28 protein-coding genes and 2 tRNA genes are annotated in these 25,175 nt (G+C 57.0%); 23 read left to right on the plus strand and 7 right to left on the minus strand.

What is annotated here, in order from left to right:
- The first annotated feature begins 166 nt into the window (after window positions 1-166).
- Window positions 167-670 carry a hypothetical protein gene (locus ACJO5Y_RS03660; RefSeq protein ID WP_406985072.1) on the plus strand — a complete coding sequence of 168 codons (504 nt, stop codon included), beginning with the start codon at window positions 167-169 and terminating at the stop codon, window positions 668-670.
- Between the two features lie 147 nt (window positions 671-817).
- Here ACJO5Y_RS03660 and fabR read toward each other — a convergent pair whose 3' ends face one another.
- Entirely contained in the window at window positions 818-1,447 is a 630-nt protein-coding gene (gene fabR, locus ACJO5Y_RS03665; protein ID WP_406985073.1) for an HTH-type transcriptional repressor FabR, read from the minus strand.
- 453 nt (window positions 1,448-1,900) lie between these two features.
- Between fabR and aspS the strand changes: the two genes are divergently transcribed.
- The 15 genes from aspS to nadA all read left to right on the plus strand — a co-directional run bounded on the left by aspS (window position 1,901) and on the right by nadA (window position 13,880).
- Window positions 1,901-3,706: an aspartate--tRNA ligase gene (gene aspS, locus ACJO5Y_RS03670; protein WP_406985074.1), complete on the plus strand. Its 1,806-nt coding sequence runs from the start codon at window positions 1,901-1,903 to the stop codon at window positions 3,704-3,706.
- A 64-nt stretch (window positions 3,707-3,770) separates the two neighbouring features.
- Window positions 3,771-4,514, plus strand: coding sequence for a YebC/PmpR family DNA-binding transcriptional regulator (locus ACJO5Y_RS03675; RefSeq protein ID WP_406985075.1), 744 nt, complete (start codon window positions 3,771-3,773; stop codon window positions 4,512-4,514).
- 18 nt (window positions 4,515-4,532) lie between these two features.
- Window positions 4,533-5,057, plus strand: a complete 525-nt coding sequence (gene ruvC, locus ACJO5Y_RS03680; RefSeq protein WP_406985076.1) for a crossover junction endodeoxyribonuclease RuvC — start codon at window positions 4,533-4,535, stop codon at window positions 5,055-5,057.
- 30 nt (window positions 5,058-5,087) lie between these two features.
- Window positions 5,088-5,720: a Holliday junction branch migration protein RuvA gene (gene ruvA, locus ACJO5Y_RS03685; RefSeq protein WP_406985077.1), complete on the plus strand. Its 633-nt coding sequence runs from the start codon at window positions 5,088-5,090 to the stop codon at window positions 5,718-5,720.
- Window positions 5,721-5,874: 154 nt separating this feature from the next.
- Window positions 5,875-6,903, plus strand: a complete 1,029-nt coding sequence (gene ruvB, locus ACJO5Y_RS03690; RefSeq protein WP_406985078.1) for a Holliday junction branch migration DNA helicase RuvB — start codon at window positions 5,875-5,877, stop codon at window positions 6,901-6,903.
- Window positions 6,896-7,354, plus strand: coding sequence for a YbgC/FadM family acyl-CoA thioesterase (locus tag ACJO5Y_RS03695; RefSeq protein WP_406985079.1), 459 nt, complete (start codon window positions 6,896-6,898; stop codon window positions 7,352-7,354). Before ruvB ends, ACJO5Y_RS03695 begins: the two co-directional genes overlap by 8 nt.
- Before the next feature lie 3 nt (window positions 7,355-7,357).
- Window positions 7,358-8,050 (plus strand): protein TolQ, encoded by a 693-nt coding sequence (tolQ, locus tag ACJO5Y_RS03700; RefSeq protein ID WP_406985080.1) that lies wholly within the window; start codon window positions 7,358-7,360, stop codon window positions 8,048-8,050.
- A gap of 40 nt (window positions 8,051-8,090) precedes the next feature.
- Window positions 8,091-8,537: a protein TolR gene (gene tolR, locus ACJO5Y_RS03705; protein ID WP_406985081.1), complete on the plus strand. Its 447-nt coding sequence runs from the start codon at window positions 8,091-8,093 to the stop codon at window positions 8,535-8,537.
- Between the two features lie 22 nt (window positions 8,538-8,559).
- Window positions 8,560-9,594 (plus strand): cell envelope integrity protein TolA, encoded by a 1,035-nt coding sequence (gene tolA / locus ACJO5Y_RS03710; RefSeq protein WP_406985082.1) that lies wholly within the window; start codon window positions 8,560-8,562, stop codon window positions 9,592-9,594.
- An 87-nt stretch (window positions 9,595-9,681) separates the two neighbouring features.
- Complete coding sequence (gene tolB, locus ACJO5Y_RS03715; protein ID WP_406985276.1) at window positions 9,682-10,935, plus strand: Tol-Pal system beta propeller repeat protein TolB; 1,254 nt, start codon at window positions 9,682-9,684, stop codon at window positions 10,933-10,935.
- A gap of 73 nt (window positions 10,936-11,008) precedes the next feature.
- A complete protein-coding gene (pal, locus tag ACJO5Y_RS03720; protein WP_406985083.1) occupies window positions 11,009-11,578 on the plus strand; it encodes a peptidoglycan-associated lipoprotein Pal in 570 nt (189 codons plus the stop codon).
- Between the two features lie 25 nt (window positions 11,579-11,603).
- The gene (ybgF, locus tag ACJO5Y_RS03725; protein WP_406985084.1) at window positions 11,604-12,389 is read left to right on the plus strand and encodes a tol-pal system protein YbgF; all 786 of its coding nucleotides are present in this window, start codon (window positions 11,604-11,606) and stop codon (window positions 12,387-12,389) included.
- Window positions 12,390-12,473: 84 nt separating this feature from the next.
- A tRNA-Lys gene (locus ACJO5Y_RS03730) sits at window positions 12,474-12,549 on the plus strand.
- Window positions 12,550-12,627: 78 nt separating this feature from the next.
- Window positions 12,628-12,703, plus strand: a tRNA-Lys gene (locus ACJO5Y_RS03735).
- Between the two features lie 115 nt (window positions 12,704-12,818).
- Window positions 12,819-13,880 (plus strand): quinolinate synthase NadA, encoded by a 1,062-nt coding sequence (gene nadA, locus ACJO5Y_RS03740; protein ID WP_406985085.1) that lies wholly within the window; start codon window positions 12,819-12,821, stop codon window positions 13,878-13,880.
- A 21-nt stretch (window positions 13,881-13,901) separates the two neighbouring features.
- Here the strand turns inward: nadA and ACJO5Y_RS03745 are convergent, their stop codons facing one another.
- Window positions 13,902-15,311 (minus strand): M48 family metalloprotease, encoded by a 1,410-nt coding sequence (locus tag ACJO5Y_RS03745; RefSeq protein WP_406985086.1) that lies wholly within the window; start codon window positions 15,309-15,311, stop codon window positions 13,902-13,904.
- Window positions 15,312-15,534: 223 nt separating this feature from the next.
- Between ACJO5Y_RS03745 and ACJO5Y_RS03750 the strand changes: the two genes are divergently transcribed.
- Together ACJO5Y_RS03750 and ACJO5Y_RS03755 are read left to right on the plus strand one after the other, a co-directional pair.
- A complete protein-coding gene (locus tag ACJO5Y_RS03750) occupies window positions 15,535-15,762 on the plus strand; it encodes a sulfurtransferase TusA family protein (RefSeq protein WP_406985087.1) in 228 nt (75 codons plus the stop codon).
- Window positions 15,763-15,807: 45 nt separating this feature from the next.
- Window positions 15,808-16,887, plus strand: coding sequence for an AI-2E family transporter (locus ACJO5Y_RS03755; protein WP_406985088.1), 1,080 nt, complete (start codon window positions 15,808-15,810; stop codon window positions 16,885-16,887).
- Here ACJO5Y_RS03755 and ACJO5Y_RS03760 read toward each other — a convergent pair.
- Window positions 16,884-17,351, minus strand: a complete 468-nt coding sequence (locus tag ACJO5Y_RS03760; protein WP_406985089.1) for a peroxiredoxin — start codon at window positions 17,349-17,351, stop codon at window positions 16,884-16,886. The two genes, ACJO5Y_RS03755 and ACJO5Y_RS03760, sit on opposite strands and share 4 nt — an antisense overlap.
- A gap of 74 nt (window positions 17,352-17,425) precedes the next feature.
- Here ACJO5Y_RS03760 and dapA point away from each other — a divergent pair, with 74 nt between their 5' ends.
- From dapA to ACJO5Y_RS03785, 5 genes are all read left to right on the plus strand, one after another.
- Entirely contained in the window at window positions 17,426-18,304 is an 879-nt protein-coding gene (gene dapA, locus ACJO5Y_RS03765; protein WP_406985090.1) for a 4-hydroxy-tetrahydrodipicolinate synthase, read from the plus strand.
- A 35-nt stretch (window positions 18,305-18,339) separates the two neighbouring features.
- Complete coding sequence (gene bamC, locus ACJO5Y_RS03770) at window positions 18,340-19,437, plus strand: NlpB/DapX family lipoprotein (protein WP_406985091.1); 1,098 nt, start codon at window positions 18,340-18,342, stop codon at window positions 19,435-19,437.
- Between the two features lie 43 nt (window positions 19,438-19,480).
- Window positions 19,481-20,194 carry a phosphoribosylaminoimidazolesuccinocarboxamide synthase gene (gene purC / locus ACJO5Y_RS03775; protein ID WP_406985092.1) on the plus strand — a complete coding sequence of 238 codons (714 nt, stop codon included), beginning with the start codon at window positions 19,481-19,483 and terminating at the stop codon, window positions 20,192-20,194.
- A gap of 35 nt (window positions 20,195-20,229) precedes the next feature.
- Complete coding sequence (locus ACJO5Y_RS03780; protein WP_406985093.1) at window positions 20,230-20,976, plus strand: TIGR04219 family outer membrane beta-barrel protein; 747 nt, start codon at window positions 20,230-20,232, stop codon at window positions 20,974-20,976.
- 146 nt (window positions 20,977-21,122) lie between these two features.
- Window positions 21,123-22,130: an NAD-dependent epimerase gene (locus tag ACJO5Y_RS03785; protein WP_406985094.1), complete on the plus strand. Its 1,008-nt coding sequence runs from the start codon at window positions 21,123-21,125 to the stop codon at window positions 22,128-22,130.
- 45 nt (window positions 22,131-22,175) lie between these two features.
- Here the strand turns inward: ACJO5Y_RS03785 and ACJO5Y_RS03790 are convergent, their stop codons facing one another.
- The 4 genes from ACJO5Y_RS03790 to ACJO5Y_RS03805 all read right to left on the minus strand — a co-directional run bounded on the left by ACJO5Y_RS03790 (window position 22,176) and on the right by ACJO5Y_RS03805 (window position 24,991).
- Window positions 22,176-22,997: an RluA family pseudouridine synthase gene (locus ACJO5Y_RS03790; protein ID WP_406985095.1), complete on the minus strand. Its 822-nt coding sequence runs from the start codon at window positions 22,995-22,997 to the stop codon at window positions 22,176-22,178.
- A gap of 413 nt (window positions 22,998-23,410) precedes the next feature.
- On the minus strand, window positions 23,411-23,791 hold the full coding sequence (locus ACJO5Y_RS03795; RefSeq protein WP_406985096.1) for a hypothetical protein: 381 nt from the start codon (window positions 23,789-23,791) through the stop codon (window positions 23,411-23,413).
- Window positions 23,781-24,569: a hypothetical protein gene (locus tag ACJO5Y_RS03800; protein WP_406985097.1), complete on the minus strand. Its 789-nt coding sequence runs from the start codon at window positions 24,567-24,569 to the stop codon at window positions 23,781-23,783. The genes ACJO5Y_RS03795 and ACJO5Y_RS03800 overlap by 11 nt, the downstream gene beginning before the upstream one ends.
- A gap of 200 nt (window positions 24,570-24,769) precedes the next feature.
- Entirely contained in the window at window positions 24,770-24,991 is a 222-nt protein-coding gene (locus ACJO5Y_RS03805) for a phage integrase Arm DNA-binding domain-containing protein (RefSeq protein WP_406985098.1), read from the minus strand.
- Window positions 24,992-25,175 lie beyond the last annotated feature (184 nt).

The raw sequence follows: 25,175 nt of genomic DNA on the forward strand, positions 1-25,175 counted from the left end.
TTCGACTGTGGCCCGTTCTGCCATGGGCGTCTGACTTATTGGGCCAAAGCCCTCCTCCATGAGCCTATCCAGGAATCTCTGCGAACCAGGGATGCTATATATGCGTGTGAATAATAAGAATGTGACGTAGATCTCAAAAAAACGAATGAAAAAAGAGAGCGTACCTATGGAGAGTCATTCCTTTGCCCAGATGAATCTGCCGCAGGCGTCCCACGAGGAGGTTGTTAACTACCGATACCTTGCTCTTGGGTTGCTATCTGCAAGGGTGTATTCGGAAGACACCGCCGAACTTATCAGTGAATGTGCCGTGCTCGATTTTGATCGCGACGGCGTGGCGTTGATTCTTCCCGAAGAGCAGGTCAGGCCGGATCAGAGAGTACGTCTTTCTCTGGCGCGCAAGCATGTGGCCCGGAATGCCAGGGAAGAGCTTGCCATCAGTTTTGTACCCGGTAACGTTCGCTATGTTAGCGATATTGGCGACGGTGTCAGGGTTGGGATCAAGTTGGAGTACGCTGGCCTCGATGACATTGAAGACACCTTCCGCCACCGGGCCATCGAGATAGAGAATTACCTGGACCGGCACCATGCCGATGCTGAACGCATGGCATCCTCTGCCTACAAGGTTCCGGAGGGGTACCAGGTCGGCGGCAGAATGAAGTACGCCGTTTGAAGGAGACAGAAAAAAGCCCGCCAGGTGGCGGGCTCAAGTCGCCTCGTGGAGGCAACGACTCAACAATAGGATAGGCTCTATCCCAGTTAACTGACGAACGTTGAGTCGTTAGGGTTCCAAAAAAAACGAATTTTTTATCTCAGCTATTCAGGTTCGTGCCCTTCGGGCGTGTTTCGCCAGGGCCTGGGAGCCCATCAGAATCATCCGCAGTTCCGTCTTCAGTTTCAGTTTCAGTTCCTCTCTCTGCTTCGGCGTGGCATCCAGCGCTTCCGCGCCCTGATTGAATACCAGGGTCACCATGGATTCGGCGACGAGCCGGGCGTCCGACAGAGGCTTGTTCTGTTCATCCGCAAAGCGCCGGAGATCGTCTGCCAGTTCCGTAACAAAGTGATCGATTTCCGCCTTGATGGCGGTACGGAAAGGTTTGGAGACGCCAGTGCGTTCCCGCAGCATGAGCCGGAACAGGTTGGCGTTGTTCCCCAGGTACTCCATGAACGTCTCAATGGACGTACTGATGGCACTGCCGTCCCTTGCGATCCGTTTGCGTGCGTGGCGCATGAGCTGGCGCAGCGCCACGCCACCTTCGTCCACCAGTGCCAGCCCCAGTTCGTCCAGTTCAGCAAAGTGGCGGTAGAACGAGGTCGGCGCAATGCCGGCTTCCCGGGCGACTTCCCGCAGGCTGAGGCTGCCAAAGCCGCGATCCGCGCTGAGCTGGGCGAGGGCAGCATCCATCAGGGCGCGGCGCGTTTTAAGTTTTTGTTCGGCTCGGGACGACAATACAAGGGCTCCGATTGCTGAATAGGGCGCTACATTCTATCGGTCTGCGCAGAGGGCGTCACCCACCGTGATTGGAGCCTGATTTTCACGCGCATTGTGTTTATAATGGGCGGCTTTTCCAGTAGGGTCTGTTGACGTTTCGTATTCACCCCCTGTTGCGCCTGAAAAAGCACCAATCTAGGCGCGAGGAATGAGGTTTGGTCATTCCAAATAAGTGACGAGCAACGACGAGTGGCGCTTTTTCAGGCGCAACCCGAAGGGCTGGGGCCATTTTTCCGCCCAGCGTCGTTATCAGTCGCTTATTTGGAATGACCAAACGGCGCTCCTTCTGCCTAGCTGGACGAAAAAATGGCCCCAGCAGGGGGTGAATACGAAACGTCAACAGACCCTAGTGTCCGCCGAATCCATATTTCGCACACATTTATGCACACATTTGAAACAACGGGAACCGGTATGCGCAGTCATTATTGCGGTGGTATCAACGAATCTCACATTGATCAGGAAGTAACACTCTGCGGTTGGGTCCACCGTCGCCGCGACCACGGCGGGGTGATCTTCCTCGACCTGCGGGACCGGGATGGGATATCCCAGGTCGTGGTTGATCCGGATACCCCTGAGAGTTTTGCCCTGGCGGAAAAAGTACGCAGTGAGTTTGTTATCAAGGTCACCGGGCGCGTTCGTCGCCGTCCGTCCGGCACCGAGAACAACAACATGCCGACCGGCCAGGTTGAGTTGCTGGGTAAGGAAGTGAGTATCCTGAACGCCGCTGCCACGCCGCCGTTCCCGCTGGATGAGCACGTTGACGTGGGCGAGGATGTCCGCCTCAAGTACCGCTATGTCGACCTGCGTCGTCCGGAAATGCTGAACCGACTGCGTTTCCGCTCCCGCGTGACCAGCTATATCCGTAACTACCTCGACGGCAACGGCTTCATGGATGTGGAAACCCCGATCCTGACCCGTGCAACGCCGGAAGGTGCGCGGGACTACCTGGTGCCAAGCCGGACCCATGACGGTTCGTTCTTCGCCTTGCCGCAGTCCCCGCAGCTGTTCAAACAGTTGTTGATGGTGTCCGGCGTTGACCGTTATTACCAGATTGCCAAGTGCTTCCGCGATGAAGACCTGCGGGCCGATCGTCAGCCGGAATTTACCCAGGTGGATGTCGAGGCGTCGTTTGTTGATGAAGAAAGCCTGATGTCCCTGAACGAGGGCATGATTCGCTCCCTGTTCAAGGATGTTCTGAGCGTCGAGCTGCCGGCATTCCCGCGTATGCCGTATGCAGAGGCGATGCAGCGTTATGGCAGTGACAAGCCGGATCTGCGGATTCCGCTGGAGCTGCTCGACGTAGGTGACCTGGTTGAAGGCGTGGACTTCAAGGTCTTTGCCGGCCCGGCGAAGGATCCGAAAGGTCGTGTTGCCGCACTGCGTGTGCCTAAGGGCGGTGAACTGACCCGTAAGCAGATTGATGAATACACCAAGTTCGTCGGTATCTATGGAGCCAAGGGTCTGGCCTACATCAAGGTGAACGAATTGGCCAAGGGTGTTGAAGGCCTGCAGTCACCGATCATCAAGTTCCTCGGCGATGACGTGGCCTTGGCGATCATCGAGCGTGTTGGCGCGGAAGACGGCGACATCGTTTTCTTTGGTTCGGATAAAGCCAACGTGGTGAACGAAGCCCTGGGCGCGCTGCGCATCAAGGTAGGCCATGATCTCGATATGCTTACCTCTGAGTGGGCGCCGCTGTGGGTTGTGGATTTCCCGATGTTTGAGGAAACTCCGGACGGCAGCCTGACGGCTATTCACCACCCGTTCACCGCGCCTTCCTGTTCAGCTGAAGAGCTGGCGGCCAACCCGGCAACGGCTCTGTCACGGGCCTACGACATGGTGCTTAACGGCACCGAGCTGGGTGGTGGTTCCATCCGTATCCACAACGAGGATATGCAGGAAGCGGTGTTCCGTATCCTGGGTATCGGTGAGGAAGAAGCCCGCGCCAAGTTCGGCTTCCTGCTGGACGCCCTGAAGTTCGGTTGTCCTCCACACGGTGGCCTGGCCTTTGGTCTGGATCGCCTGGTGATGCTGATGACCGGCGCCTCGTCCATCCGTGACGTAATTGCCTTCCCGAAAACCCAGAGTGCTACCTGTCTGATGACCCAGGCGCCGGGTGAAGTGGACGAAAAACAGTTGCGTGAGCTGCACATCCGCCTGCGCAAGCCAGCGGCCAAGGCAGCTGAAGGCAACAAGGCAGAAGCTAGTAACGAGTAAGCAATACCCTGGTTGGGCTTCCCGGTTGCGAATCGGGAAGCCCGGAAGATTGATGGAGTAGAGTATGGCTGGTCATAGTAAATGGGCCAACATCAAGCATCGCAAGGCGGCTCAGGATGCCAGGCGGGGAAAGATCTTCACCAAAATCATCCGTGAGCTGACCGTCGCTGCCCGTCAGGGTGGCGGCAACCCGGACGACAATCCCCGCTTGCGGGCGGTTATCGACAAGGCGCTCACTGCCAATATGAAGAAAGACACCATCGAGCGCGCGGTAGAGCGCGGCGCCGGTGGTGGCGACGACAACAATTATGAAGAGCTGACCTACGAAGGCTATGGTCCGGGTGGCGTCGCTATTTTCATAGAGGCCATGACTGACAACCGGAATCGCACGGTGGCGGAAATCCGGCACGCCTTCAACAAGATGGGCGGCAATCTCGGAACTGACGGTTCCGTGGCCTACCTTTTCAGCAAGCAGGGCATCATCAGTTACAGTCCCGAGGTGGAAGAGGACAAACTGATGGAGGCGGCCCTGGTGGCAGGCGCGGACGACCTTGCCGAGCAGGACGACGGCTCTTACGAGATTGTCACCACGCCCGAGCAGTTTCTGGATGTCAAACAGTCGCTGGTGGAATCCGGGCTCAAGCCGGACAATGCGGAAGTCACCATGGTGCCTTCCACCCGCGTTGAGCTGGATCGCGACGGGGCTGAAACCATCCTGAAGCTGATCGAGATGCTGGAAGATCTGGATGATGTCCAGAACGTCTATTCCAACGCCGATATTCCCGGCGAGGTGATGGATTCCCTGTAGCCAACCAAGGAATGTGATGTGGCCATTATTCTGGGCGTAGATCCGGGGTCCCGAATTACCGGGTACGGTATTATCCGGGCGCAGGGGCGCCACATTGAGTACATCGACAGCGGCTGTATCCGGGTGGGTGAGAAGCCCATGGCGGAGCGCTTGCAGACAATTTTCCACAGTCTTGCCACGTTGATCGGAGAGTACCGTCCGGAGGAATTCGCCATTGAGCAGGTGTTCATGGCTCGTAACCCGGACTCCGCCCTCAAGCTGGGGCAGGCCCGTGGCGCTGCCATTGTCAGTGCCGCCAACAGCGGGCTGCCAGTACACGAGTATTCTGCCCGCCAGGTCAAGCAGGCGGTGGTGGGCAAGGGCGGTGCTGACAAGTCCCAGGTTCAGCATATGGTCCAGGCGCTTTTATCCCTTTCCCGCACCCCCCAGGCGGACGCCGCCGATGCCCTTGCGATTGCCTTGTGCCATGCCCACATGAGCCAGAGCATCACGCGCCTGGCTGCCGGCGGCAAAGTGCGTAGCGGGCGGGTAAGGCAACAATAACCGGCGCGTGCGCGCCCGAGGAGACTTCCGTTGATAGGCCGAATTCGAGGCACACTGGTAGAAAAATCCCCCGGCCAGGCACTGGTTGAGTGCTCAGGCCTGGGGTACGAAGTGGATATTCCCTACACCACCTTCTTCCACCTCCCGGACGCGGGCGCGGAAGTCACCCTGCACACCCATTTTGCAGTCCGGGAGGATGCCCAGAGCCTGTTCGGCTTTGCGTCCCGTCTTGACCGGGATGTGTTCCGGTTACTGATCAAGGTCAATGGCGTGGGGCCCAGGCTGGCGGTGGGTATTCTGTCGGGGCTGGATGCGCACCAGTTTATTCGTTGTGTCGAAGCGCGGGACGCCAACGCGCTGGTGAAGTTGCCGGGGGTAGGAAAAAAGACCGCCGAACGCCTGCTTATTGAAATGACGGATCGGATAGGGCAACTTGAAGGGCAGTTCACGCCTATGTCGTCCGAAACGACAGGTGGTGGTGCGAGTAATGCGACAGCGCCAACGTCCACACACGACCCCAGGGACGAAGCCGAAGCCGCCCTGATAGCCCTTGGTTACAAGCCCCAGGAGGCAGCCAAGGCCATCAACAAGGTCAAAGAGGAGGGCATGGCCAGTCAGGACCTGATCCGACTGGCCTTGCGTAATATGATTCCGGCGGGATGAACCCGTCGTAATTTGTGGTCTGTCTGGCGCCAAATCTGTATAGAGCGTAACGTGACAGCCACTGAGCCGTTTGTACAATTGGGTCTCCAGTATTCACCTGATCCCGACGTGAATGTACAGGCATGAAGTTGAGTCCCTTTGTTCGGGTAACGCCATGATTGAGTCAGATCGTCTGATTACTGCCCAGGCCGGGCAATACGAAGAAGTGCAGGATCGAGCGATCCGGCCAACGCTGCTGTCCGAGTATGTGGGGCAGCCTGCGGTGCGGGAACAGATGGATATCTTTATATCGGCTGCCCGTGGTCGTGAGGAAGCGCTGGACCACGTCCTGATTTTTGGTCCGCCCGGGTTGGGCAAGACGACGCTGGCGAACATCATTGCCAACGAAATGGGCGTGTCGATCAAAACCACCTCGGGACCGGTGCTGGAGAAGGCCGGCGATCTTGCCGCCATGCTGACGAACCTGGAAGAGGGCGATGTTCTCTTTATTGATGAGATTCATCGACTCAGTGCGGCGGTGGAAGAGGTGCTGTATCCGGCGATGGAAGATTACCAGCTGGATATCATGATCGGCGAAGGTCCGGCAGCGCGATCCATCAAACTGGATTTGCCGCCCTTCACGCTGGTCGGCGCCACCACCCGCGCGGGTCTGCTGACTTCACCGCTGCGGGATCGGTTTGGCATTGTTCAGCGTCTGGAGTTCTATAACACTCAGGACCTGACGAGCATTATTCTGCGCTCGGCCCGTTTGTCCTCTGTCGATATCGACGAAGGCGGAGCGTTTGAGATCGCGCGGCGGTCACGGGGTACGCCGCGGATCGCCAACCGGCTGTTGCGCCGGGTTCGCGATTTTGCCGAGGTGAAAGCTGATGGTCGTATCAGCAATACCATCGCAGACCAGGCACTGAACATGCTGAAGGTGGATGATCAGGGCTTCGACCATATGGACCGCCGTCTGCTGTTGGCCATGATTGAGAAATTTGACGGTGGTCCGGTTGGTGTCGAAAGCCTGGCCGCAGCGATCAGTGAGGAGCGCGGCACCATTGAAGACGTTCTTGAGCCGTTCCTGATTCAGCAGGGATTCATAGTTCGGACACCGAGGGGGCGTATGGTGACCTCCAGCGCCTACCAGCATTTCGGTGTGGCGCCGGCGCGTCCGGGAAAGGAGGATCTCTTTGACTGAAGCGCAAAGTGCCGCGCAGTTCCGGCTGCCAGTCAGGGTTTATATCGAGGATACCGATGCCGGTGGCATCGTGTTCCATGCCAAGTACCTGCATTATATGGAACGTGCCCGCACAGAGTGGGTGCGGACCTGCGGAGTTGGTCTGCGTGCGGGTCTGGCGGATAACATCAGTTATGTGGTCCAGCGGTTGAATATCCATTACGCGGTGCCGGCAAAGCTCGATGATCAATTGCTGGTGACAGCGGAGCCCATCGGTTTTGGCCGGGTATGGATGGACTTCCGACAGCGGGTGCTGAAGGCGGGGGACGAAACCCTGCTCGCTTCCGCTGACGTGAGGGTTGCCTGTGTGGCCCTGGACAGCGGGCGGCCGAGACGGCTGCCGGACAATATGCGTGAACTGTTGGAAAACGTTCATGAAAACCAACTGTTAACCGGAACAAGCCAGGAGTAGAAGGTGGAGTCAGAAATTTCTGTTTGGTATCTCGTCGCCAACGCGGGGGTGCTGGTTCAACTGGTCATGCTGTTGCTGGCTCTGGCTTCCGTGGTGTCCTGGGCGCTGATTTTCCAGCGTTTCCAGGTGTTCCGCAAAGCCCGGCGGGCACAGCTCGAGTTTGAGGAACGGTTCTGGTCCGGTATGGATCTGGGCCAGCTTTACCGGGAAGTGAACAGTGATCCCACGCCCTTTTCAGGGATGGAGTCGCTGTTTCGTTCCGGTTTCAAGGAGTTCTCCCGCCTGCGCCAGCAGAGCCGTGACGCCGACGCTGTCATGGATGGTACCCAGCGCGCCATGCGTGTTGCGTTCTCCCGTGAACAGGAGCGGCTGGAACTGTCCTTGCCTTTCCTGGCGACCGTTGGTTCGACGAGTCCTTACATCGGCCTCTTCGGTACCGTCTGGGGCATCATGAACTCGTTCCGTGGCCTGGCCCAGGTCCAGCAGGCCACGCTGGCCACGGTAGCGCCGGGGATTTCCGAGGCATTGATCGCGACCGCCATGGGTCTGTTTGCGGCGATTCCGGCCGTCATTGCCTATAACCGTTTCTCCGCCATGTCCGATGCTCTGCTGAAGAACTACGAAACCTTTGCGGACGAGTTCTCCAGCATTCTCCATCGTCGCGTGCACAGCAGCGAGCAGTCATCAGCTGCGTGAAATCCATGGGCCAGTGTAAGGCAGTCAGGAGCATACAGGCATGAAAGGCATGGGGATGATGCCGGCGCACCGCCGGAAGCCAATGTCCGAGATCAACGTAGTCCCATACATCGATGTGATGCTGGTTCTGCTGGTGATCTTTATGGTGACCGCACCGATGCTGACCCAGGGCGTCAAGGTGGACTTGCCGGAAACGACCTCAGATCCGATCCAGTCCGACAAGGACGTGGAATCCGTCATTGTGTCTGTGGATTCGAACGGCGCCTACTTCCTGGAAATCGGTGACGAGGATAGTGATCCGATGTCATTGGGTGAGGTGCGGACGCAGGTATCGAAAATACTGTCCGAGCGCACTGCCCGGGAAATCCTGGTGCGCGGCGACGAGCATGTGGAATACGGCACCGTGGTTCGTCTGATGGCGGAACTGCAGGGGGCCGGCGCCACCAGCGTCGGACTTATTACCGAAGCGCCATCCACTGACAACTGAGCATAGAGCGGGCAGGTTTTTTGTGACAGGTCAGGAACGTGATGTAACCAATATCGGGCAGCAACCGTGGAAGTCGCCCGTTGCCTTGTCACTGCTGCTGCATGGGCTGATTGTGGTTGTAGCGTTGGCAGGCTGGACCTGGACTACGCCAAAGGACGAACCGGAGCCCCGGAGCATCGCTGCCCGACTGATCACTCAGCAGGAACCGGAACCCAGCCCGGTCGTTGAGGAGGTGGACGAGCCTGACAGGGATGAGGAGCGCCGCAAGGAGCAGGAAGAACAGAAGCAGCGGGAGGAAGCAGAACGCAAAGCCGCTGAAGAAGAGAGGGCCAGGGAAGAAGCAAGGCGTATAGAGCAGGAGCAGGAACAGGAACGCAAGCGGCAAGAAGAAGCTGCGGCCCGTGAGCGCGAGGAGCAAAAGGCTCGTGAGGAAGAGGCGGCGCGGCAGAAGGCCGAGGCCGAAGCGAAAGAGCGCGAGCGGCAGCGGGCGGAAGAGGAAAAGCGCCGCCAGGAAGAAGCCAGGCGTAAGGCGGAAGAAGAGCGTCGTAAAGCGGAAGAGGAGCGGCGCAAGCGCGAGGAAGCGGAAAAGCGTGAGCGTGAAGAGCAGGCTCGTCGCGAAGCCGAGCAAAAGCGGAAGGAAGCTGAACGGCGCCTGAAAGAGCAGCAACTGGAAGCGCTTGCGGAAGAGGCCAATCGTGAACGCGAAACAGAAGCGAGGCGCCAGCAGGAAGCGGCTGCGGCAAAAGCCCGGGAAGCTCGCATGATGTCGGACAGTGAAAAGTACCAGGCGTTGATTCGTGAGCGATTGAGCCAGGCCTGGTATCCGCCGTCATCCGCAACGGAAGAGATGACGGCCCGGTTGCAGATCACCTTGCTGCCGACCGGTGAACTACAATCTGTGAAGCTGGTCAACAGCAGTGGCAACACGGCGTTCGACAACTCGGCCCTGGGCGCGGTCAAGTCTCTGAGCCGCTATCCGATTCCGGATGACCGGGATACGTTTGAGCGTTATTTCCGCCAGTTTACGATCGAATTCAATCCACGGCGGTTGAAATAAGGACAAATGGAAAAGCTGATGACATACCGGACAAACAATACCCGTACCCGCCTGGCGTTCAGCCTGGTTTGCTCCCTTCTGGTCTGGATGCTTGGCGCGGGCTCCGCTTCTGCGGAGCTGACCATCAGAATCACCGAGGGGGCCGATTCGGCGATTCCCGTGGCGGTGGTGCCATTTGCTGAAAGTGGCGGTATTCCGTCCGGGGACAAGATCAGCAGTATCGTCCAGGACGATCTGAGCATGACCGGGGAGTTCCGCACCTTGTCCCCGGAAAAAATGCTCAGCCTGCCGTCCGAGCGTTCAGAACTCTACTTTCGGGACTGGCGCCTGCTGGGCCAGCGATACGTGCTGGTCGGTCAACTGACCCGCAACGGCGATCGGGTGGAGGCCCGTTACGAGCTCTTTGATGTCAACCGGGAAGAGCGCATTCTGGGTGAGTCCGCCAGTGCCAGCACAGGGAACATGCGCACCCTGGCGCATCACATCAGCGACAAGGTCTATGAGGCGATTACCGGAGTGCCCGGCGCGTTCTCAACCAGGCTGGCGTACGTCACCCTGGATACCGTCAACGGCCAACCCCGCTACCGCCTCCAGGTGAGCGATGTGGATGGCAAGCGGGCCAGGGTGCGGCTCGAGAGCAAGGAACCCATACTGTCTCCGGCCTGGTCTCCGGACGGCAGGAGGTTGGCGTACGTGTCGTTTGAAACCGGGAAGCCCGCGATTTACATCCATGAATTGAGATCCGGTAATCGTACCCGTGTCGCCGATTTCCGTGGCCTTAACTCGGCTCCGGCCTGGTCTGACGATGGTCGTTCCCTGTTGCTGACCCTGTCAAAGGATGGCAACGCCGAAATCTATCGTATGGACATCGAAAGCCAGAACCTGAAGCGGTTGACCAACCACTGGTCCATCGATACCGAAGGTACCTGGGATCACACCGGCGACGGTATTTTCTTTACCTCTGATCGCTCGGGCGGGCCCCAGATCTATCACAAGTCCAGCGAGGGCGCCGAGCCCCGGAGGATTACCTTCGGTAGCCGCTACAATGCCCGCCCGCGGCCGGACAGTCAGGGAGAGTATGTGTATTACGTCCACCAGCGTGATGGCGGGTTTCATATCGCGCGTACGGACTTGAGCAATGGCGAGGAAACGGTTCTGACCCGGACGGCGTCCGATGAATCCCCGTCACTTGCGCCCAACGGCAGAATGCTGATCTATGCCACCAAACATAGTGGCAACAGTGTGCTGACAGTGGTATCGGCGGACGGCGGCGCAGCTTACAGCCTGCCGGCCACCGAAGGTGATGTCAGGGAGCCGGCCTGGTCGCCGGTCATTCGTTAATCCGGAACCACCCGATGGTGGTTCTGCTGTAAAAAAACACCAGATAACTGTAAACCTAAAGGAAGGAAAGATTATGAAATTGTCAGTTCACCAGAAAGCATTTGCGATGGTTCTGTCCCTTGGCCTGGTAGCCGGTTGTAGCTCCACTGGCGACACCATGGGAGAAGATGAGTACGGATCTGACGTATCTGCGGTCGACCAGGATGGCGGCAGCACCGTATACGGCGGTTCCGACGACGGCGGTGTGTCCGCTTCCGATCTGAGCGAGGAAGAGCTCCGCGAGCGTCAAGAGCGCGCTGAACAGGAAGCCATGCGCGATATCACCACCTTCTACTTCGACTTCGATACTGCCGAAATCAAGGCGGAAGCCCGGGAAGTACTGGTCGCCCATGCACGCTACCTGGAGAACAACCCGAACCAGCAGGTGCGCCTGGAAGGTCATTCCGATGAGCGTGGCACCAAAGAGTACAACCTGGCGCTGGGTGAGCGTCGTGCCAACGCGGTTGAGCGTTTCCTGATCGTGAACGGCGCTTCCCGCGGCCAGATGGAAACCGTAAGCTATGGCGAGGAGAAGCCGGCAGTCATGGGTTCCAACGAGAGTGCGTGGGCCCAGAACCGTCGTGTTGAGCTCGTATTCGAGTAACCGTTAGATAGCTATAGGATCTCCCATGAGACGTTTGCTCATGGCGACGGCCGTTCTCCCGCTGGCCTTAGGGTCGGCGGGATGCGCGCTGGCGCAATCTGCGACACCGGTGCTTCAGGACAATGCCTCTGAAGCCCGCAACAAGGCCAGCAACAGCCAGGCGAACGCCGAGCTGTTCTACATGATTCAGCAGCTGCAGGGCGAGGTTCGCCGGCTTCAGGGCGAAGTCGAGGAGCAGCGAAACGTGATTGACCGGCTGAGCCGGCAGTCGCGGGATCGCTACATCGATCTGGACCAGCGAATTCTTGAGCTGTCCGATAAGGTGTCTTCCAGCGGGGCGGCGGTCGGTAACAGTCAGGGTGACAATGCCGGAGCTGCGGAGTCAGCGGAGCCCGAGAAGCCCATGACCAAGGTGTACCGTCAGCCGGAAGCCGACGAGCGCCAGGCCTACGAGCAGATTCAGGACCTGATCCACAAGGAAAAGAACTACGACGAAGCCATCAACCGGATCTACGACTTTGTCGACAAGTACCCGGAAGGTGATTTGTCAGTGAACGCCTATTACTGGCTGGGGGAAGTGTACCTGGTCAAGCCCCAGTTGGAGCAGGCCAAGCAGGCGTTCACCATTGTGGCCACGCGGTACGAGGATCACCGGAAAGCCCCGGATGCTGTCTACAAGCTTGGGGTGACGCTGGATCGCCTGGGTGAAAAAACGGAAGCGAAGAACCGGATGGAATCGGTGGTACGCAACTACCCGGATACCAAGGCGGCCGAACTGGCCCAAAAGTATCTGGATTCTGCGGGCGGCTGATAACCGCCCCCTGAAAGAATGTTGAGAAACCTGAGAAAAGGGGTTGATCAGCGGCAAAAAATCATTACTATATGCGCCTCGTTTGGGTCGTTAGCTCAGTTGGTAGAGCAGTTGGCTTTTAACCAATTGGTCGAAGGTTCGAATCCTTCACGACCCACCAAATCCGGAGCATGGCAACTGGCTGAGTGGTTGCGGTGTTCGATCCTGACGCCGAGGCGAAGAGCGGATCAACAGTTAAGGGTCGTTAGCTCAGTTGGTAGAGCAGTTGGCTTTTAACCAATTGGTCGAAGGTTCGAATCCTTCACGACCCACCAATAAGACCGGCAGTCTTGACTGCTTGTCTGGAAAAAGAGCCTTCGGGCTCTTTTTTTTTGCGCGAACGCTCCCAATGGTATACTCCACAGGTCAACGAAACACAGAGACGCAGTAATGATACGATCTGAAGACCGCATTCTGGTTCAGGAGCATCTGGCGCACCAGGCTGAACCCAAACCGTTGAGTGAGGACGAAAAAGCCGAACTGGAAGCACGTATCCGGCAAACCCTGAAAGATCAGGATGCGGTGCTGGTCGCCCATTATTATACCGACCCCGATATCCAGCGTCTGGCCGAGGAAACCGGCGGGTGTGTCGCCGATTCACTGGAGATGGCGCGTTTCGGCAACCAGCATCCGGCTTCGACCGTGGTGGTTGCCGGGGTTCGTTTCATGGGTGAGACGGCGAAGATCCTGAATCCCGAGAAGCGGGTATTGATGCCCACCCTGGAGGCAACCTGCTCTCTCGATGTGGGCTGCCCGGCGGATGAGTTTGCGGAATACTGTGATCAGCACCCGGATCGCACCGTGGTGGTTTATGCCAACACCTCCGCCGCTGTAAAGGCGAGGGCGGACTGGGTGGTTACCTCCAGCTGTGCCCAGGCCATCGTGGAGTCCCTGGATGCCAGGGGCGAGAAGATCCTGTGGGCGCCGGACAAGCACCTGGGCCACTACGTCCAGAAGACCACCGGCGCCGACATGCTGTTGTGGGACGGCTCCTGCATTGTCCACGAGGAGTTCAAGTTCCGTGGCCTGGAGGATCTGAAGGCGATCTATCCGGATGCGGCCGTGCTGGTGCATCCGGAATCACCGGACGCGGTGGTTGAAATGGCCGATGTGGTTGGCTCAACCTCGCAGTTGATTCACGCGGTGCAGACGCTGCCCAACCAACAGTTCATCGTGGCGACGGATAACGGCATTTTCTACAAGATGCAACAACTGGCGCCCAACAAGACCCTGATTGAAGCGCCTACTGCGGGCAACGGCGCGACCTGTCGCAGCTGCGCCCACTGCCCCTGGATGGCCATGAACGGTCTGGAGAACCTGCTTCACGTGCTGGAGCAGGGGGATCAGGAAGTGCTGGTTGGTGATGATCTGCGGGAGCGGGCCCTGAAGCCACTGCAACGGATGCTGGATTTCACCGCGGGAATGAACCTGAAAGCAGCCGGTAACGCCTGATACGTTATACGTAGCGGGGCTTCAGCTCCGCTGCGCATTCAGCCTGTTGGTGATTTCCGCCAGGCGTTCGGTGACCACCTGTCGCATGGGCGCTCCCGCTGGCAGCTTCTCCTGCGCCTGCCGAAGTTGCCGTTGCGCGGCCTCAAGATCCCCCATCAAGGCGTCGTATTCCGCCCTGGCCCGGTGCACCCCGACAATATTGCGTGCCATACCTTCCGCTTCCGCCAGCCGGTTCCAGAGATGCTCCTGTCTGGGCATGCGTCTCGTTAATTGTCGCAGGTATTCCGAGGCGGCTTCTCCGTTGCCGCTGGCTGTTTCCAGCTCGGCCAGGGTGAAGGTAATCGGGTAGTTACCGGGATTGCGGGACAAGCCCTCAGTCAGCAGGCTTCTGGCTTCATCCAGCCGTTTCTGCTGAATCAGGGCCTCTGCCAGGGTCACGATATAGGTGATTCGCCCCGGGCTGCTGTCCAACAGCTTTTCCAGCACCTGGGCAGCGCTGGCAGGGTCGTCATTGCGCAGGTGCGCCACGGCCATGCCATAGCGGATCGCATCGGTTTTTTCAGTGTCGGGGCGCTCCAGGTAATCCCGGAACGTTTCCACCGCCACCTTTGCAGACCGTGCGTAATGGACCTGTAACCGGGACCGGATCAGGTGGTACTCCTGGGTATCCTCGATATTACGCACCGGGTACTGTTCCGCCCGGTTGCGAGTGTCGGAAACCCTGCTCTGGGTCAGGGGGTGCGTCGACAGATACTCGGGAAGGCGATTACCCTGCAACCGGTTCTGCTTCATCATGGTTTCAAACATCTCCGGCATGCCCCGGGGATCCATGCCGGCGTCCGCGAGGATGTCCATGCCCACGCGATCGGCCTCCTGCTCATGTGCCCTGCTGTACGCAAGCATGTTCTGAACCGACAGGGCCTGGGTGCCGGCAATGGCAGCGATGCCGATGTCCGATTGGGTGACGGCGGACAGGACAATGCCAGCAATCATTCCGGCGATGGTCAGTGGCGCGCTGGTTTCCTGTTGTTCCATGCGGCGGGCAAAATGTCGCTGGCTCAGGTGGGCTAATTCGTGTGCCAGAACCGAGGCGAACTGTTGTTCACTGCTGGCATTGAGCACCAGGCCGCCGTTAATGCCGACGATGCTTCCGGGAACCGCAAAGGCGTTGATGTCCGGGCTGTCGATGATCGCGAGTGTCAGGTCCCGGTTTTTCAGGGGTGCTGAAGGCACCAGGCGGTAAATGACATCGTTGAGGTAGCTGTAAACCAGGGGGTCGGTGATTTGCGGTGCCGAGCGCCGGATAGACACCATCACCTGTCGCCCTATCTCGGATTCCTGTTGCTCCGAGATCAGTCCGCCGCCGGCCCCGCCAATGGAGGGCAGGGAGCTGTCCTGGGCCCGGGCAGCGGTCATCGGCAGAAGAAGCATCAAGACTGCCAGACAGTGAGCCAGCGACGATCGTACCGGTCTGGTGAATGCAAGGAACATGCTCATCAATATGGACTACCCGTTGTTAAACCGCTTGATATGACACCATTTTGCCATTAAAAGTTCTGCTACATTTCATTAATCAGTATTGAGGTGCATTCGCCGTGTCAGGCCGGCATAATGCCGCCTGATTATCGTCAGTTCCGCAAGGTTACCTGTTCTCATGGCCGAACGAATTCTTGATGCATCCGGGCTCCACTGCCCGATGCCATTGTTAAAAACCAAGCTTGAACTCAACAGCATGTTACCGGGAGAAGAGCTGGAGGTGATAGCCACGGATGCAGGTTCTGCCCGCGATATCCCGGCTTTCCTGAAACTCTCCCGACACGAGCTGGTGAGCTCAACCGAAGCGGATGGCTGTTTTCGGTTTGTGATAAAGTGCGGCGGTTGATTTATTGGCACTAACGCCCCCAGCCGTGATTCCACGGAGATGTACATGGTCAGAATTTTACGCGGTCTTGCCCACAAATACTTTTCAGATGAAGAAGCCGTCATTCTTTTTCTGCTGCTTGTTGCGGGCACGGTATTTGTCATCCTTTTTGGCGCGATGCTGGCGCCTGCGATCGCGTCGGTCATCATCGCTTTCATTCTGCAGGGCCTGGTGACCAAGCTGACCCGCATGGGGGTGCCGGAGATTGTCTCGATCCTGGGCGTGTTCATCATATTCCTCGGCATCCTTGTAGGTTTTATCTTTGGCCTGCTGCCATTGCTGTGGACCCAGGTATCGTCACTGGCGGGGGAAGCGCCCAGGATTATCCGCGAAATGCAGTCCTATATGGAGCTGCTGCCCCAGCAGTACCCGACGCTGATCTCCATGGAAGCGGTAAACACCGTGTACCGGCAAATCAGTACCGAAGCCGGGCATCTGACCCAATGGCTGGTGTCTTTCTCCCTGTCCAGTATTCCGGATCTGGTGGCCTTGCTGATTTACATGGTGCTGGTGCCAATCCTGGTGTTCTTCTTCCTCAAGGATCGAAACCTGCTGCTGACCTCCATCTCCCGCCTGTTGCCGCCACAGCGCCCGATGATGCTGAGAATCTGGCGTGAAGTGAACCTGCAGTGTGCCAACTATGTCCGCGGCAAGGCTGTTGAAATCCTGATCGTCGGCGGCGTCACCTACGTCACCTTCAAGGTCCTGGGCATGCCTTACGCGGCGTTGTTGTCATTGCTGGTGGGGCTGAGTGTGGTGATTCCCTATATCGGTGCGGCGGTCGTCACCATTCCGGTGGCGATGATTGCGCTGTTTGCGTTTGGGTGGGGATCCCACTTCATCTGGGTTATGGTGGCCTATGGCATTATTCAGGGCCTGGATGGGAACGTGCTGGTGCCGGTGCTGTTTTCAGAGGTGAACAATCTGCATCCGGTTGCCATTATTGTGGCCGTGCTGTTCTTTGGCGGGATCTGGGGCTTGTGGGGTGTGTTCTTTGCCATCCCACTGGCGACCATGCTCAAGGCCATATTTGCCGCGTGGCCGGTCAAGGACAGTCTGCCAGTGGAGGCAAAGGAAGAGGCCTAGAGACTCTTCACCGCTTCCAGTACTTCATCGGCGTGGCCCTTGACCTTAACACCCCGCCATTCCTGGCGGAGAACCCCGTCCTGGTCGATCAGGAAGGTGCTGCGGTCAATGCCCATGTACTCCTTGCCATAGAGTTTTTTGAGCTTGATGACATCGAAGTGCTGGCAAACCGTTTCATCCTTGTCTGAAATCAGGTGGAACGGGAACTCGTGTTTGGCCCGGAAATTTTCGTGAGCTTTCAGGCCATCACGGGAAACGCCCAGGATAACCGTATCGAGCGTTTCAAAGGCTTCCATGCGGTCGCGAAAGTCCTGGCCCTCGGTGGTACAGCCGGGTGTATTATCCTTGGGGTAGAAATAGATGACGACGTTTTTGCCCTTGAGATCCGATAACCGGATGGTCTGGTTTCCGGTTGCCGGCGCTTCAAAATCGTCAACGGGTTGGTTTAGTGCAACTGCTGGCATGACATCTCCTTTAATTCCCTTGTGTCAGTTTGCGCCCAACATTACCATATCGGTTTTATTCGGACGGAGCTTTTATGATTACGGGTAGCCTTGTCGCACTGGTCACGCCCATGCATCCTAACGGTGACATTCACTGGGAGGATCTGGACAAGCTGGTGGACTTTCATATCGAAAACGGCACAAATGGTATTGTCGCCGTGGGTACCACCGGCGAATCCGCAACGCTGGACCCGGATGAGCATTGCCGGGTTATCGGCCATATCATAAAGCGGGTCGATGGTCGTATTCCCGTGATCGCGGGTACCGGTGGTAACAGCACACGTGAAGCCATCGAACTGACCTCCGAGGCCCACAAGCTCGGTGCGGACGCCTGCCTGTTGGTCGTGCCGTACTATAACAAGCCCACTCAGGAAGGGTTATACCAGCATTTCAAGACCATCGCCGAGGCCGTTCCGGGGATGAGCCAGATGCTCTATAACGTTCCGGGCCGTACCGCGTGCGACATGCTCAATGAGACGGTTGAGCGCCTGGCGGACATTCCCAATATCATCGGCATCAAGGATGCCACGGGTAATATCCCCAGGGGCGCCGAGCTCATCGAGGCTGTGAAGGGCCGTCTTGCCGTTTATTCCGGTGACGACGCAACCGCCGCTGAACTGATGCTGGCCGGGGCCAAGGGCAACGTTTCAGTGACTGCCAACGTTGCACCCAGGGATATGTCCCAGTTGTGTGAGGCCGCCGTTGCCGGTAACCGTGAAGAGACAGAACGCCTCAATGAGTTGCTGATGCCGCTGAATCGCAAGCTGTTCCTGGAGGCTAACCCGATTCCCGTCAAGTGGGCCCTGCGCCGCATGGGGATGATCGGTGAGGGTATTCGTCTGCCGTTGACGCCACTTAGTGAGAAATTCCACAGCGAAGTGGAAGATGCCCTTAAAGCGTCGGGCGTACTCTGAGTTTTCCGTACCACCAAAGAAGCTGGAGTAGCCTGATGGCGTTCCTTTTCAGGACAGAAGTAAAGCGTGTATTGGGGTCGGTTGCGCCAGCGACCGGCCTGCTGTTTGTATTGGCTGCCAGTGGTTGCAGTCTTATGGAAGACCGGTCGGAACGGTACGTCAACGCGAAGGAAGGGGAGCAGCTCCGTCTCCCTGATACCGCAGATGACAGCCGTTTCGGGCAGGTCATGCCCGTTCGCGAGGTCACCACCGCCGATTCCGGCCGCATGTACCGCTCGTCCATTCCCGAGCCGCCGGACATGACGTCTGAAATTCTTGATGAGAACTACGTGGTCGAGGAACTGGATGGCCAGATGTGGCTGTTGATCAACGACGTGCCTGGGCGGGTATGGCCGGCGGTATCGTCCTATATGAACGAGCGGGGCCTGGGTGTGGCCCATGACAGCCCCCAGCTCGGCCTTTTGCAGAGTGAGCTGGTGAATTTCAGCAAGCGCGCAAGAACCTTGCTGGAGCTGGACAGCGATCCGGGCCCGTCGGAAGACATGCTGGTGGTTCAGACCCGTGTCGCGCCGGGGGTTCGTCGCAAGACCACGGAAGTCCAATTGCGGGTCCATGAAGTAGAGAGTAACCCCGACGGGCTGCTGTCCTGGCAAACCGGTGAGGAACCAACGGCAGAAGGTCTGGCCAACAGCAAAAGACTGTTGGAAGACATGGGCGAGTTCCTGCGTGGTCGCGATGAGAGTAAATCCTACTCCAGGGCTGCCCTGGGTATGGTCAGCGAACCGCTGGTGCGCCTGATTTCCGAGAACGAAGAGCCGGTCGCCATCGAGATGGATCTGGACTACGGCCGGGCCTGGTCCGAAGTCAGTCGCGCACTGGATGAGGCAGAGGTGCCGGTTCTGGACCTGAACCGGAGCGAAGGCTGGTTCAACGTGGATTTCCGCAGCGAATCCGAGCGGGAATCCGGATGGTTCGATTGGTTCAGTGATGATGAGGAACCGCAGCACACCTTTGATTTGCGCCTCGAGGAACAAGAGGGCGCCCTGGTGGTGACCGCTGCCCGCGCGTCGGAATACAGCGGCGACGACCGCTCCTCCGAACTGCTCTCAGAACTGTTTGAATACCTTTATTAATGATGAGGTGCCGGTACGCAGCCGGCATTTCCGGAGACCTGAAATGGAAAAACGCGAAGAACTCTACGCGGGCAAAGCCAAATCCGTTTATCGCACGGATGATCCCGAACGGTTTGTCCTGGTATTCCGTGATGACACCTCGGCGTTCGATGGCGAGAAGAAAGAGCAACTGAATCGCAAGGGTATGGTCAATAATCGCTTCAATGCCTTCGTCATGGAAAAGCTGGAAGCGGCGGGTGTGCCGACCCATTTTGAGGGTTTGCTTTCACCCACGGAATCCCTGGTCAAGAAGCTGGATATGATTCCGGTGGAGTGCGTGGTGCGTAATGTCTCCGCCGGCAGCCTGTGCCGTCGTCTGGGCGTGGAAGAGGGGCAGAACCTGAATCCGCCCACCTTCGAATTGTTCCTCAAGGACGACGAATTGCACGATCCGATGGTGAACGAGTCCCTGGCGGTCAGCTTCGGCTGGGCAACCGCGGACGAACTCGCCAAAATGAAAGAACTTACCTATAAAGTGAACGACGTACTCAAGAGCCTGTTTGATGATGCCGGCATGCTGCTGGTGGATTACAAGCTGGAGTTCGGTCGTTCTGGCGGGCAGATCGTGTTGGGTGATGAATTCAGCCCGGACGGCTGCCGCATCTGGGACAAGGAAACCCGCAAGAAGATGGACAAGGACCGTTTCCGCCAGGGATTGGGTGATGTGATTGAAACCTATGAAGAGGTGGGTCGTCGGCTGGGTATCCAGTTCGATTGATCGAAAAGAACCAAACAACAAGCAACGGGTGTTTTATGCGTAAACTGATTCTGGCCATGGGCGGCGCGGCGGTCCTGGCAGCTCCGCTGGCTCATTCAGACATAGTAGGCTTGGGTGCGAACGTAAGCTACTGGGACTCTGATCTGTCCGGGAAAGCGGCCTCCAACGGCGATGTGGTCGACGTGGAAAACGATCTGGACCTGAGCAGTGATTCCAACGTCAATCTGACCGCTTACGTTGAACACCCGGTGCCGTTGCTGCCAAACGTTCGCCTGAACTACACCTCGATTGAGCAGAGCGGTCGTGGCGAGCTGGGGACTGACTTTGACAATATTGTCGTCAACCTGGGCGGTGCCACCGAAGTAGATTCCGACCTCGACCTGGACCAACTGGACCTGACGCTCTACTACGAAGTTCTGGATAACTGGGTCAACCTGGACCTGGGCCTGACCGTTCGTAATCTGGACGGAGAGCTGAGGGTTCAGGAAGTGGGTGGCAATCAAGCGGTCAGCGAGTCTGAAATTGATGCGGTTGTGCCCATGGGTTACCTGGCGGCCCGGTTCGATCTGCCGTTTACCGGTGTGTCTGTCGGCGGTGAAGCCAACCTGATCAGCTTTGATGGCGATTCAGTTTACGATTACAACGCCTATGGCCAGTATGAGATTTCTATGCTGCAGCTGCGCGCCGGCTATCGCGAAATCTCCATCGACTACGAAGATGGTGACGACGAGCTGGACGTCGATCTGGGCGGTCCCTTCGTGAGTGCCGGTCTCCGGTTCTGATCGAACAAGGTGTTTATCGCTGTAAAAAAAGAGCGCCCACTGCGGCGCTCTTTTTTATGCCGCTTCTGTTCGCGTCGGTGTCCGCTTGCGATCGTATTCGGTAAACTGTGGGTTATCGGCCTCAAATGGACTATGGAGAAGCAACCTTGAAAATCCTTGTTACGGGAACCGCCGGTTTCATCGGCTCGCACCTGGCTCACCGCCTGCTTGATCGCGGTGACGAGGTGATCGGAGTGGATAACGTCAATGACTATTATGACGTTAACCTGAAAGAAGCCCGCCTGGCGAGGCTGACCGATAAGCAGGGCTTTACCGAGGTGCGTAAGGATATTGCCGACCGGGAGGCCATGGAAGCGCTGTTCCGCGAGCATAAACCGGAGCGGGTAGTGCATCTGGCGGCCCAGGCCGGTGTTCGCTACTCCCTGGAAAACCCGCACGCCTATGTGGACGCCAACCTGGTTGGCTTCATGAATATCCTGGAAGGCTGCCGGCACAACAACGTGAAGCACCTTGTATACGCCTCCAGCAGCTCTGTATACGGCGCCAACGAAGCCATGCCATTCTCCGTGCATGACAACGTGGACCACCCCCTGAGCCTCTATGCGGCTTCCAAGAAGGCCAATGAGCTGATGGCCCACACTTACAGCCATCTGTACAACATGCCGACCACGGGGCTTCGCTTCTTCACGGTGTACGGCCCGTGGGGCCGGCCGGACATGGCGTTGTTTATTTTTACCAAAAAAATACTGGCCGGCGAACCGATCGACGTGTTCAACCATGGCCATCACAAGCGGGACTTCACCTACATTGATGACATCGTGGAAGGCGTGATCCGCGCCCTGGATCACGTGGCCGAACCCAACGACGACTGGAGAGGCGAGAAGCCGGATCCGGGCACCAGCAAGGGGCCGTACCGCCTCTACAACATCGGCAGCAATAATCCGGTGGAGTTGTCCCGCTTTATTGAGATCATCGAGGAGCGGGTGGGCAAAAAGGCAGAAAAGAATCTGCTGCCGCTGCAGCCGGGGGATGTGCCGGCCACCTACGCCAATGTCGACGACCTGATTGATGATGTGGGGTACAAGCCATCCACCACGGTGGAAGAGGGCATTGCCAACTTCGTGGACTGGTATCGGGATTTCTACAAGGTGTAACGGTAAGCGTCGCTATAAAGGGCCAGCTTATGCTGGCCCTTTTCGTTAAGCCGCAGACACTACATCGTTCAGTTCAGGAGGTAAGCGCAGCAGGCGCTTCTTGCCGGCCAGCGGACAACTGAACTCGAGCTCCGCCGCCACCAGCTGAAGCGGCAGCGTGTCCGCCGTGCCATACAACCGGTCACCAACAATCGGGTGGCCCAACCCGGCGAGGTGTTGCCGGATCTGGTGTTTTCGTCCGGTTTCAATAATCACTTCGACAACGGTACTGGCTTCGGACGTCTCACCTGCCAGGGTGCTGACGTGGCTGATGGCTTCCTTGTCGTCCACCGGTGTGTCGATGGTCAGCGCCTGTGCTTCCAGATGCCCGCACACCCGGGCGTGATACACCTTTCGCAGGGCGCGTCCGGCAAAACATTCCGACAGGGCTGCCGCAGCTTTGCCGTCGTGGGCGATGAGCATCAGTCCTGCCGCATCCGCATCCAGCCGGTGCACCAGAAAACAGGGTTTGCCCAGCTGCACCTCCGCAACCCGCATCAGGCTGCAGTGATCCCCCCACTGGGAACCCTGGGCCAGCAGCCCGTGGGGCTTGAACCACACGCTGTAGTGGCCAAAGTCGGTCAGCAGTTCCGCCGGCGGCGGTTTGCGGGCCAGTACGATGTCATCGTAGAACAGTTGCAGCCGTGTTCCGGCTTTCACCTCCCGCTTCGCCTTGCGCAACCGCACTTGCTTCCCCTTGTGGGTCCAGCGACAGGCGCCTTTGGCCATGGCGTCCTTGATGCGCTGCTTGGACAGCCCGGTCGCTTCGCTGAGGGCATCGACAGCGATCTGGGGCTTTTTCAGGGTAAGGTCTACGATGGTGCGCATAAGGCTATGGGTTCCGGGTGAAGCGGAAGCCGGGATCGGCTGGGTAGGATTATATCACTCAGCGGCGGGGCAGGGGCCGAGGATCGGGCACAAAAAAAGCCAGTTCTCACGAAGCACGCAAGTAACTGACTTTCTTCACAGAGTTGGTAGGACCACCCAGATTCGAACTGGGGACCTCTACCATGTCAAAATTGCGCTTTTATTTGCTTAACCTGATGAAGTTGAAGGACTTAACGGGAAATTTGTCCGTCTTAGACGCACACTTTGCACCCTTTGTAAATCAATGCATTACGTACTGTATATCTAGAATGTTGAGTCGACTCAATGGAGGTGATTCCAAGTGTACTCAATGGAAGGGGGCTGATAAGAAAAATTTGGATTTTTGGGCACCAAGAGGGGCGTTGGCACCAGCGTTAGGTACCAACTTGAGGCTGGGTTTTTTCGTTACATCTTTCCAAGATGTTCTCTGCTTTCCTGATAGCGAGCCAGTGGTTTTGACTTGGCAGCGGAAAGTTTATTTGGTAATCAGCTGATTCCCGCATCACTTTGAGGTCTTTGAGCTTGTGGCTCAATGCGGCTAACTCTTTATCTCCGCTTTCTTTTAGCGCATCGATAATTTTCTGATGAGCACCGCCAATACCATCGGCAGGAATGCCGAGCTCTTGCAGGGTGGTTACACAATGGTGGAAGGCCGCATAGTAGGCTCGACTTATTGCGCTTCTGGTGTGAGCCTCGCAATCACTCTTGTTTTCCGACCATTCCTTCGAAATTTCCAGGAAATACTCAGGAAGCATATTTCATTCGTTCCTCGCTATACGCCCAAACAGAGTATGCGAGGTGCCGTTCAACTCCCTCACTAAATTCATTTTCCGCTAGCAAGTCGGCGATCGATTCTGATAGATCGACCAGATTTTCGATACCTTCGTCTAAGTGGAACACGAAGGCGAAAGTCTGAGGATATGATGCGGAAAAAAACTCGACGGTTACGTCATAAACTAGGTTTTGCTTGTCCGTTAAATGCTCTTTCACTGGAAGTGAAGTTTTTGTCACATACTCAGCTACTTCCTTATCGGAGATGCCGAATTCAGCATACTTCTCTGAGAAAAAATGAGCGGCAGAGTCAAAGTCTGAAGGTTCTGCGTTGAGCTTGTTGAGTTGATCGCAGATTTCGGCCGCAGTCTGGTACAGGCCAACTGAGCACATCATATGACATGCATCATATAAGAACTGCGTATCATCCAGATGATGGACCAACAGAGATTTTATGTACGCAAAGCAATCGCTGATCCGAAACGATTCAAGCATGCAAGTTGCGATATTGAGCTCATAACTCACATCTGGCCAACTGCGAGCAACAGCCTCGTCCAGGTGTTTATCGCAACTTTCGAAATTGCGTAAAAATCCGTCTCGCATACATTCGCCGACGATCCTAAATTCTGAAGGCATGCTATCAACGAGACCTTGGATTCTGCGCTGGTGGAGAGGACCTATATGGGGCCTGTTGCCTTGAAAACTTTTGATCACATCCACTAACGAATTCATTGATTCGGCAGCTTTTGATGCTGGGATCATTCCTTGTCACCCTTTAAAGACGCAAAAAGCCCGCCTGATTGTAGGCGGACTGTTGCGAATGTATTCGTATATGAGTCGTAGGATACACACACGTGCACTATTTCGCCAATTTTGCACGCTCAGTATTTGTATACATTCGTGGCATTTCTCACTTGGACTGAGCGAGATCCAGCCTAGCGTCGACCATCACCCACTGTTTCTCATGCCCTTGGCTGGTATTGCTCAGTCATTTTCTGATCAGCGTGCGCCATGAGCGGCTGAATGTAAGTCTCGTTGTCGAATTCCTGCTTATTGGTGCCCATGGAGTGGTAGTGGCCGGTGATAGGATGCTTGTACTGGTAGTAGGTAACACTGTTCTTCACGCTGCCGTACAGATTTGTAACCAGATCCTTGTTCTTCCTGAGTCGCTTTCTGGGTGCCATCAGTTCGCCTGTAGTACCTTTTATCAACCAGTGGGTTCCCGGTGTTGATTTTGATTTTGTCTGGATCGACAAACCAGAGGCCGCCGATTTTACGTGCTCTTGGAATGTGCCCCTCGTTGGCTCACTAGTAAACCACTCGCATGGAAGGGCCGGGCTCCTCGAAGGTTTCTTCTCTCCATTTTTC

The sequence above is a fragment of the Marinobacter alkalisoli genome (assembly GCF_045449855.1).
Classification (GTDB): domain Bacteria; phylum Pseudomonadota; class Gammaproteobacteria; order Pseudomonadales; family Oleiphilaceae; genus Marinobacter.

Coding starts and splice junctions, on each gene's coding strand:
- ACJO5Y_RS03660 (WP_406985072.1), top strand. CDS start 167: ATGGAGAGTCATTCCTTTGCCCAGATGAATCTGCCGCAGGCGTCCCAC.
- aspS (WP_406985074.1), top strand. CDS start 1,901: ATGCGCAGTCATTATTGCGGTGGTATCAACGAATCTCACATTGATCAG.
- ACJO5Y_RS03675 (WP_406985075.1), top strand. CDS start 3,771: ATGGCTGGTCATAGTAAATGGGCCAACATCAAGCATCGCAAGGCGGCT.
- ruvB (WP_406985078.1), top strand. CDS start 5,875: ATGATTGAGTCAGATCGTCTGATTACTGCCCAGGCCGGGCAATACGAA.
- tolR (WP_406985081.1), top strand. CDS start 8,091: ATGAAAGGCATGGGGATGATGCCGGCGCACCGCCGGAAGCCAATGTCC.
- tolB (WP_406985276.1), top strand. CDS start 9,682: ATGCTTGGCGCGGGCTCCGCTTCTGCGGAGCTGACCATCAGAATCACC.
- pal (WP_406985083.1), top strand. CDS start 11,009: ATGAAATTGTCAGTTCACCAGAAAGCATTTGCGATGGTTCTGTCCCTT.
- ybgF (WP_406985084.1), top strand. CDS start 11,604: ATGAGACGTTTGCTCATGGCGACGGCCGTTCTCCCGCTGGCCTTAGGG.
- nadA (WP_406985085.1), top strand. CDS start 12,819: ATGATACGATCTGAAGACCGCATTCTGGTTCAGGAGCATCTGGCGCAC.
- ACJO5Y_RS03745 (WP_406985086.1), bottom strand. CDS start 15,311: ATGCTTCTTCTGCCGATGACCGCTGCCCGGGCCCAGGACAGCTCCCTG.
- ACJO5Y_RS03750 (WP_406985087.1), top strand. CDS start 15,535: ATGGCCGAACGAATTCTTGATGCATCCGGGCTCCACTGCCCGATGCCA.
- ACJO5Y_RS03755 (WP_406985088.1), top strand. CDS start 15,808: ATGGTCAGAATTTTACGCGGTCTTGCCCACAAATACTTTTCAGATGAA.
- ACJO5Y_RS03760 (WP_406985089.1), bottom strand. CDS start 17,351: ATGCCAGCAGTTGCACTAAACCAACCCGTTGACGATTTTGAAGCGCCG.
- dapA (WP_406985090.1), top strand. CDS start 17,426: ATGATTACGGGTAGCCTTGTCGCACTGGTCACGCCCATGCATCCTAAC.
- bamC (WP_406985091.1), top strand. CDS start 18,340: ATGGCGTTCCTTTTCAGGACAGAAGTAAAGCGTGTATTGGGGTCGGTT.
- purC (WP_406985092.1), top strand. CDS start 19,481: ATGGAAAAACGCGAAGAACTCTACGCGGGCAAAGCCAAATCCGTTTAT.
- ACJO5Y_RS03780 (WP_406985093.1), top strand. CDS start 20,230: ATGCGTAAACTGATTCTGGCCATGGGCGGCGCGGCGGTCCTGGCAGCT.
- ACJO5Y_RS03790 (WP_406985095.1), bottom strand. CDS start 22,997: ATGCGCACCATCGTAGACCTTACCCTGAAAAAGCCCCAGATCGCTGTC.
- ACJO5Y_RS03795 (WP_406985096.1), bottom strand. CDS start 23,791: ATGCTTCCTGAGTATTTCCTGGAAATTTCGAAGGAATGGTCGGAAAAC.
- ACJO5Y_RS03800 (WP_406985097.1), bottom strand. CDS start 24,569: ATGATCCCAGCATCAAAAGCTGCCGAATCAATGAATTCGTTAGTGGAT.
- ACJO5Y_RS03805 (WP_406985098.1), bottom strand. CDS start 24,991: ATGGCACCCAGAAAGCGACTCAGGAAGAACAAGGATCTGGTTACAAAT.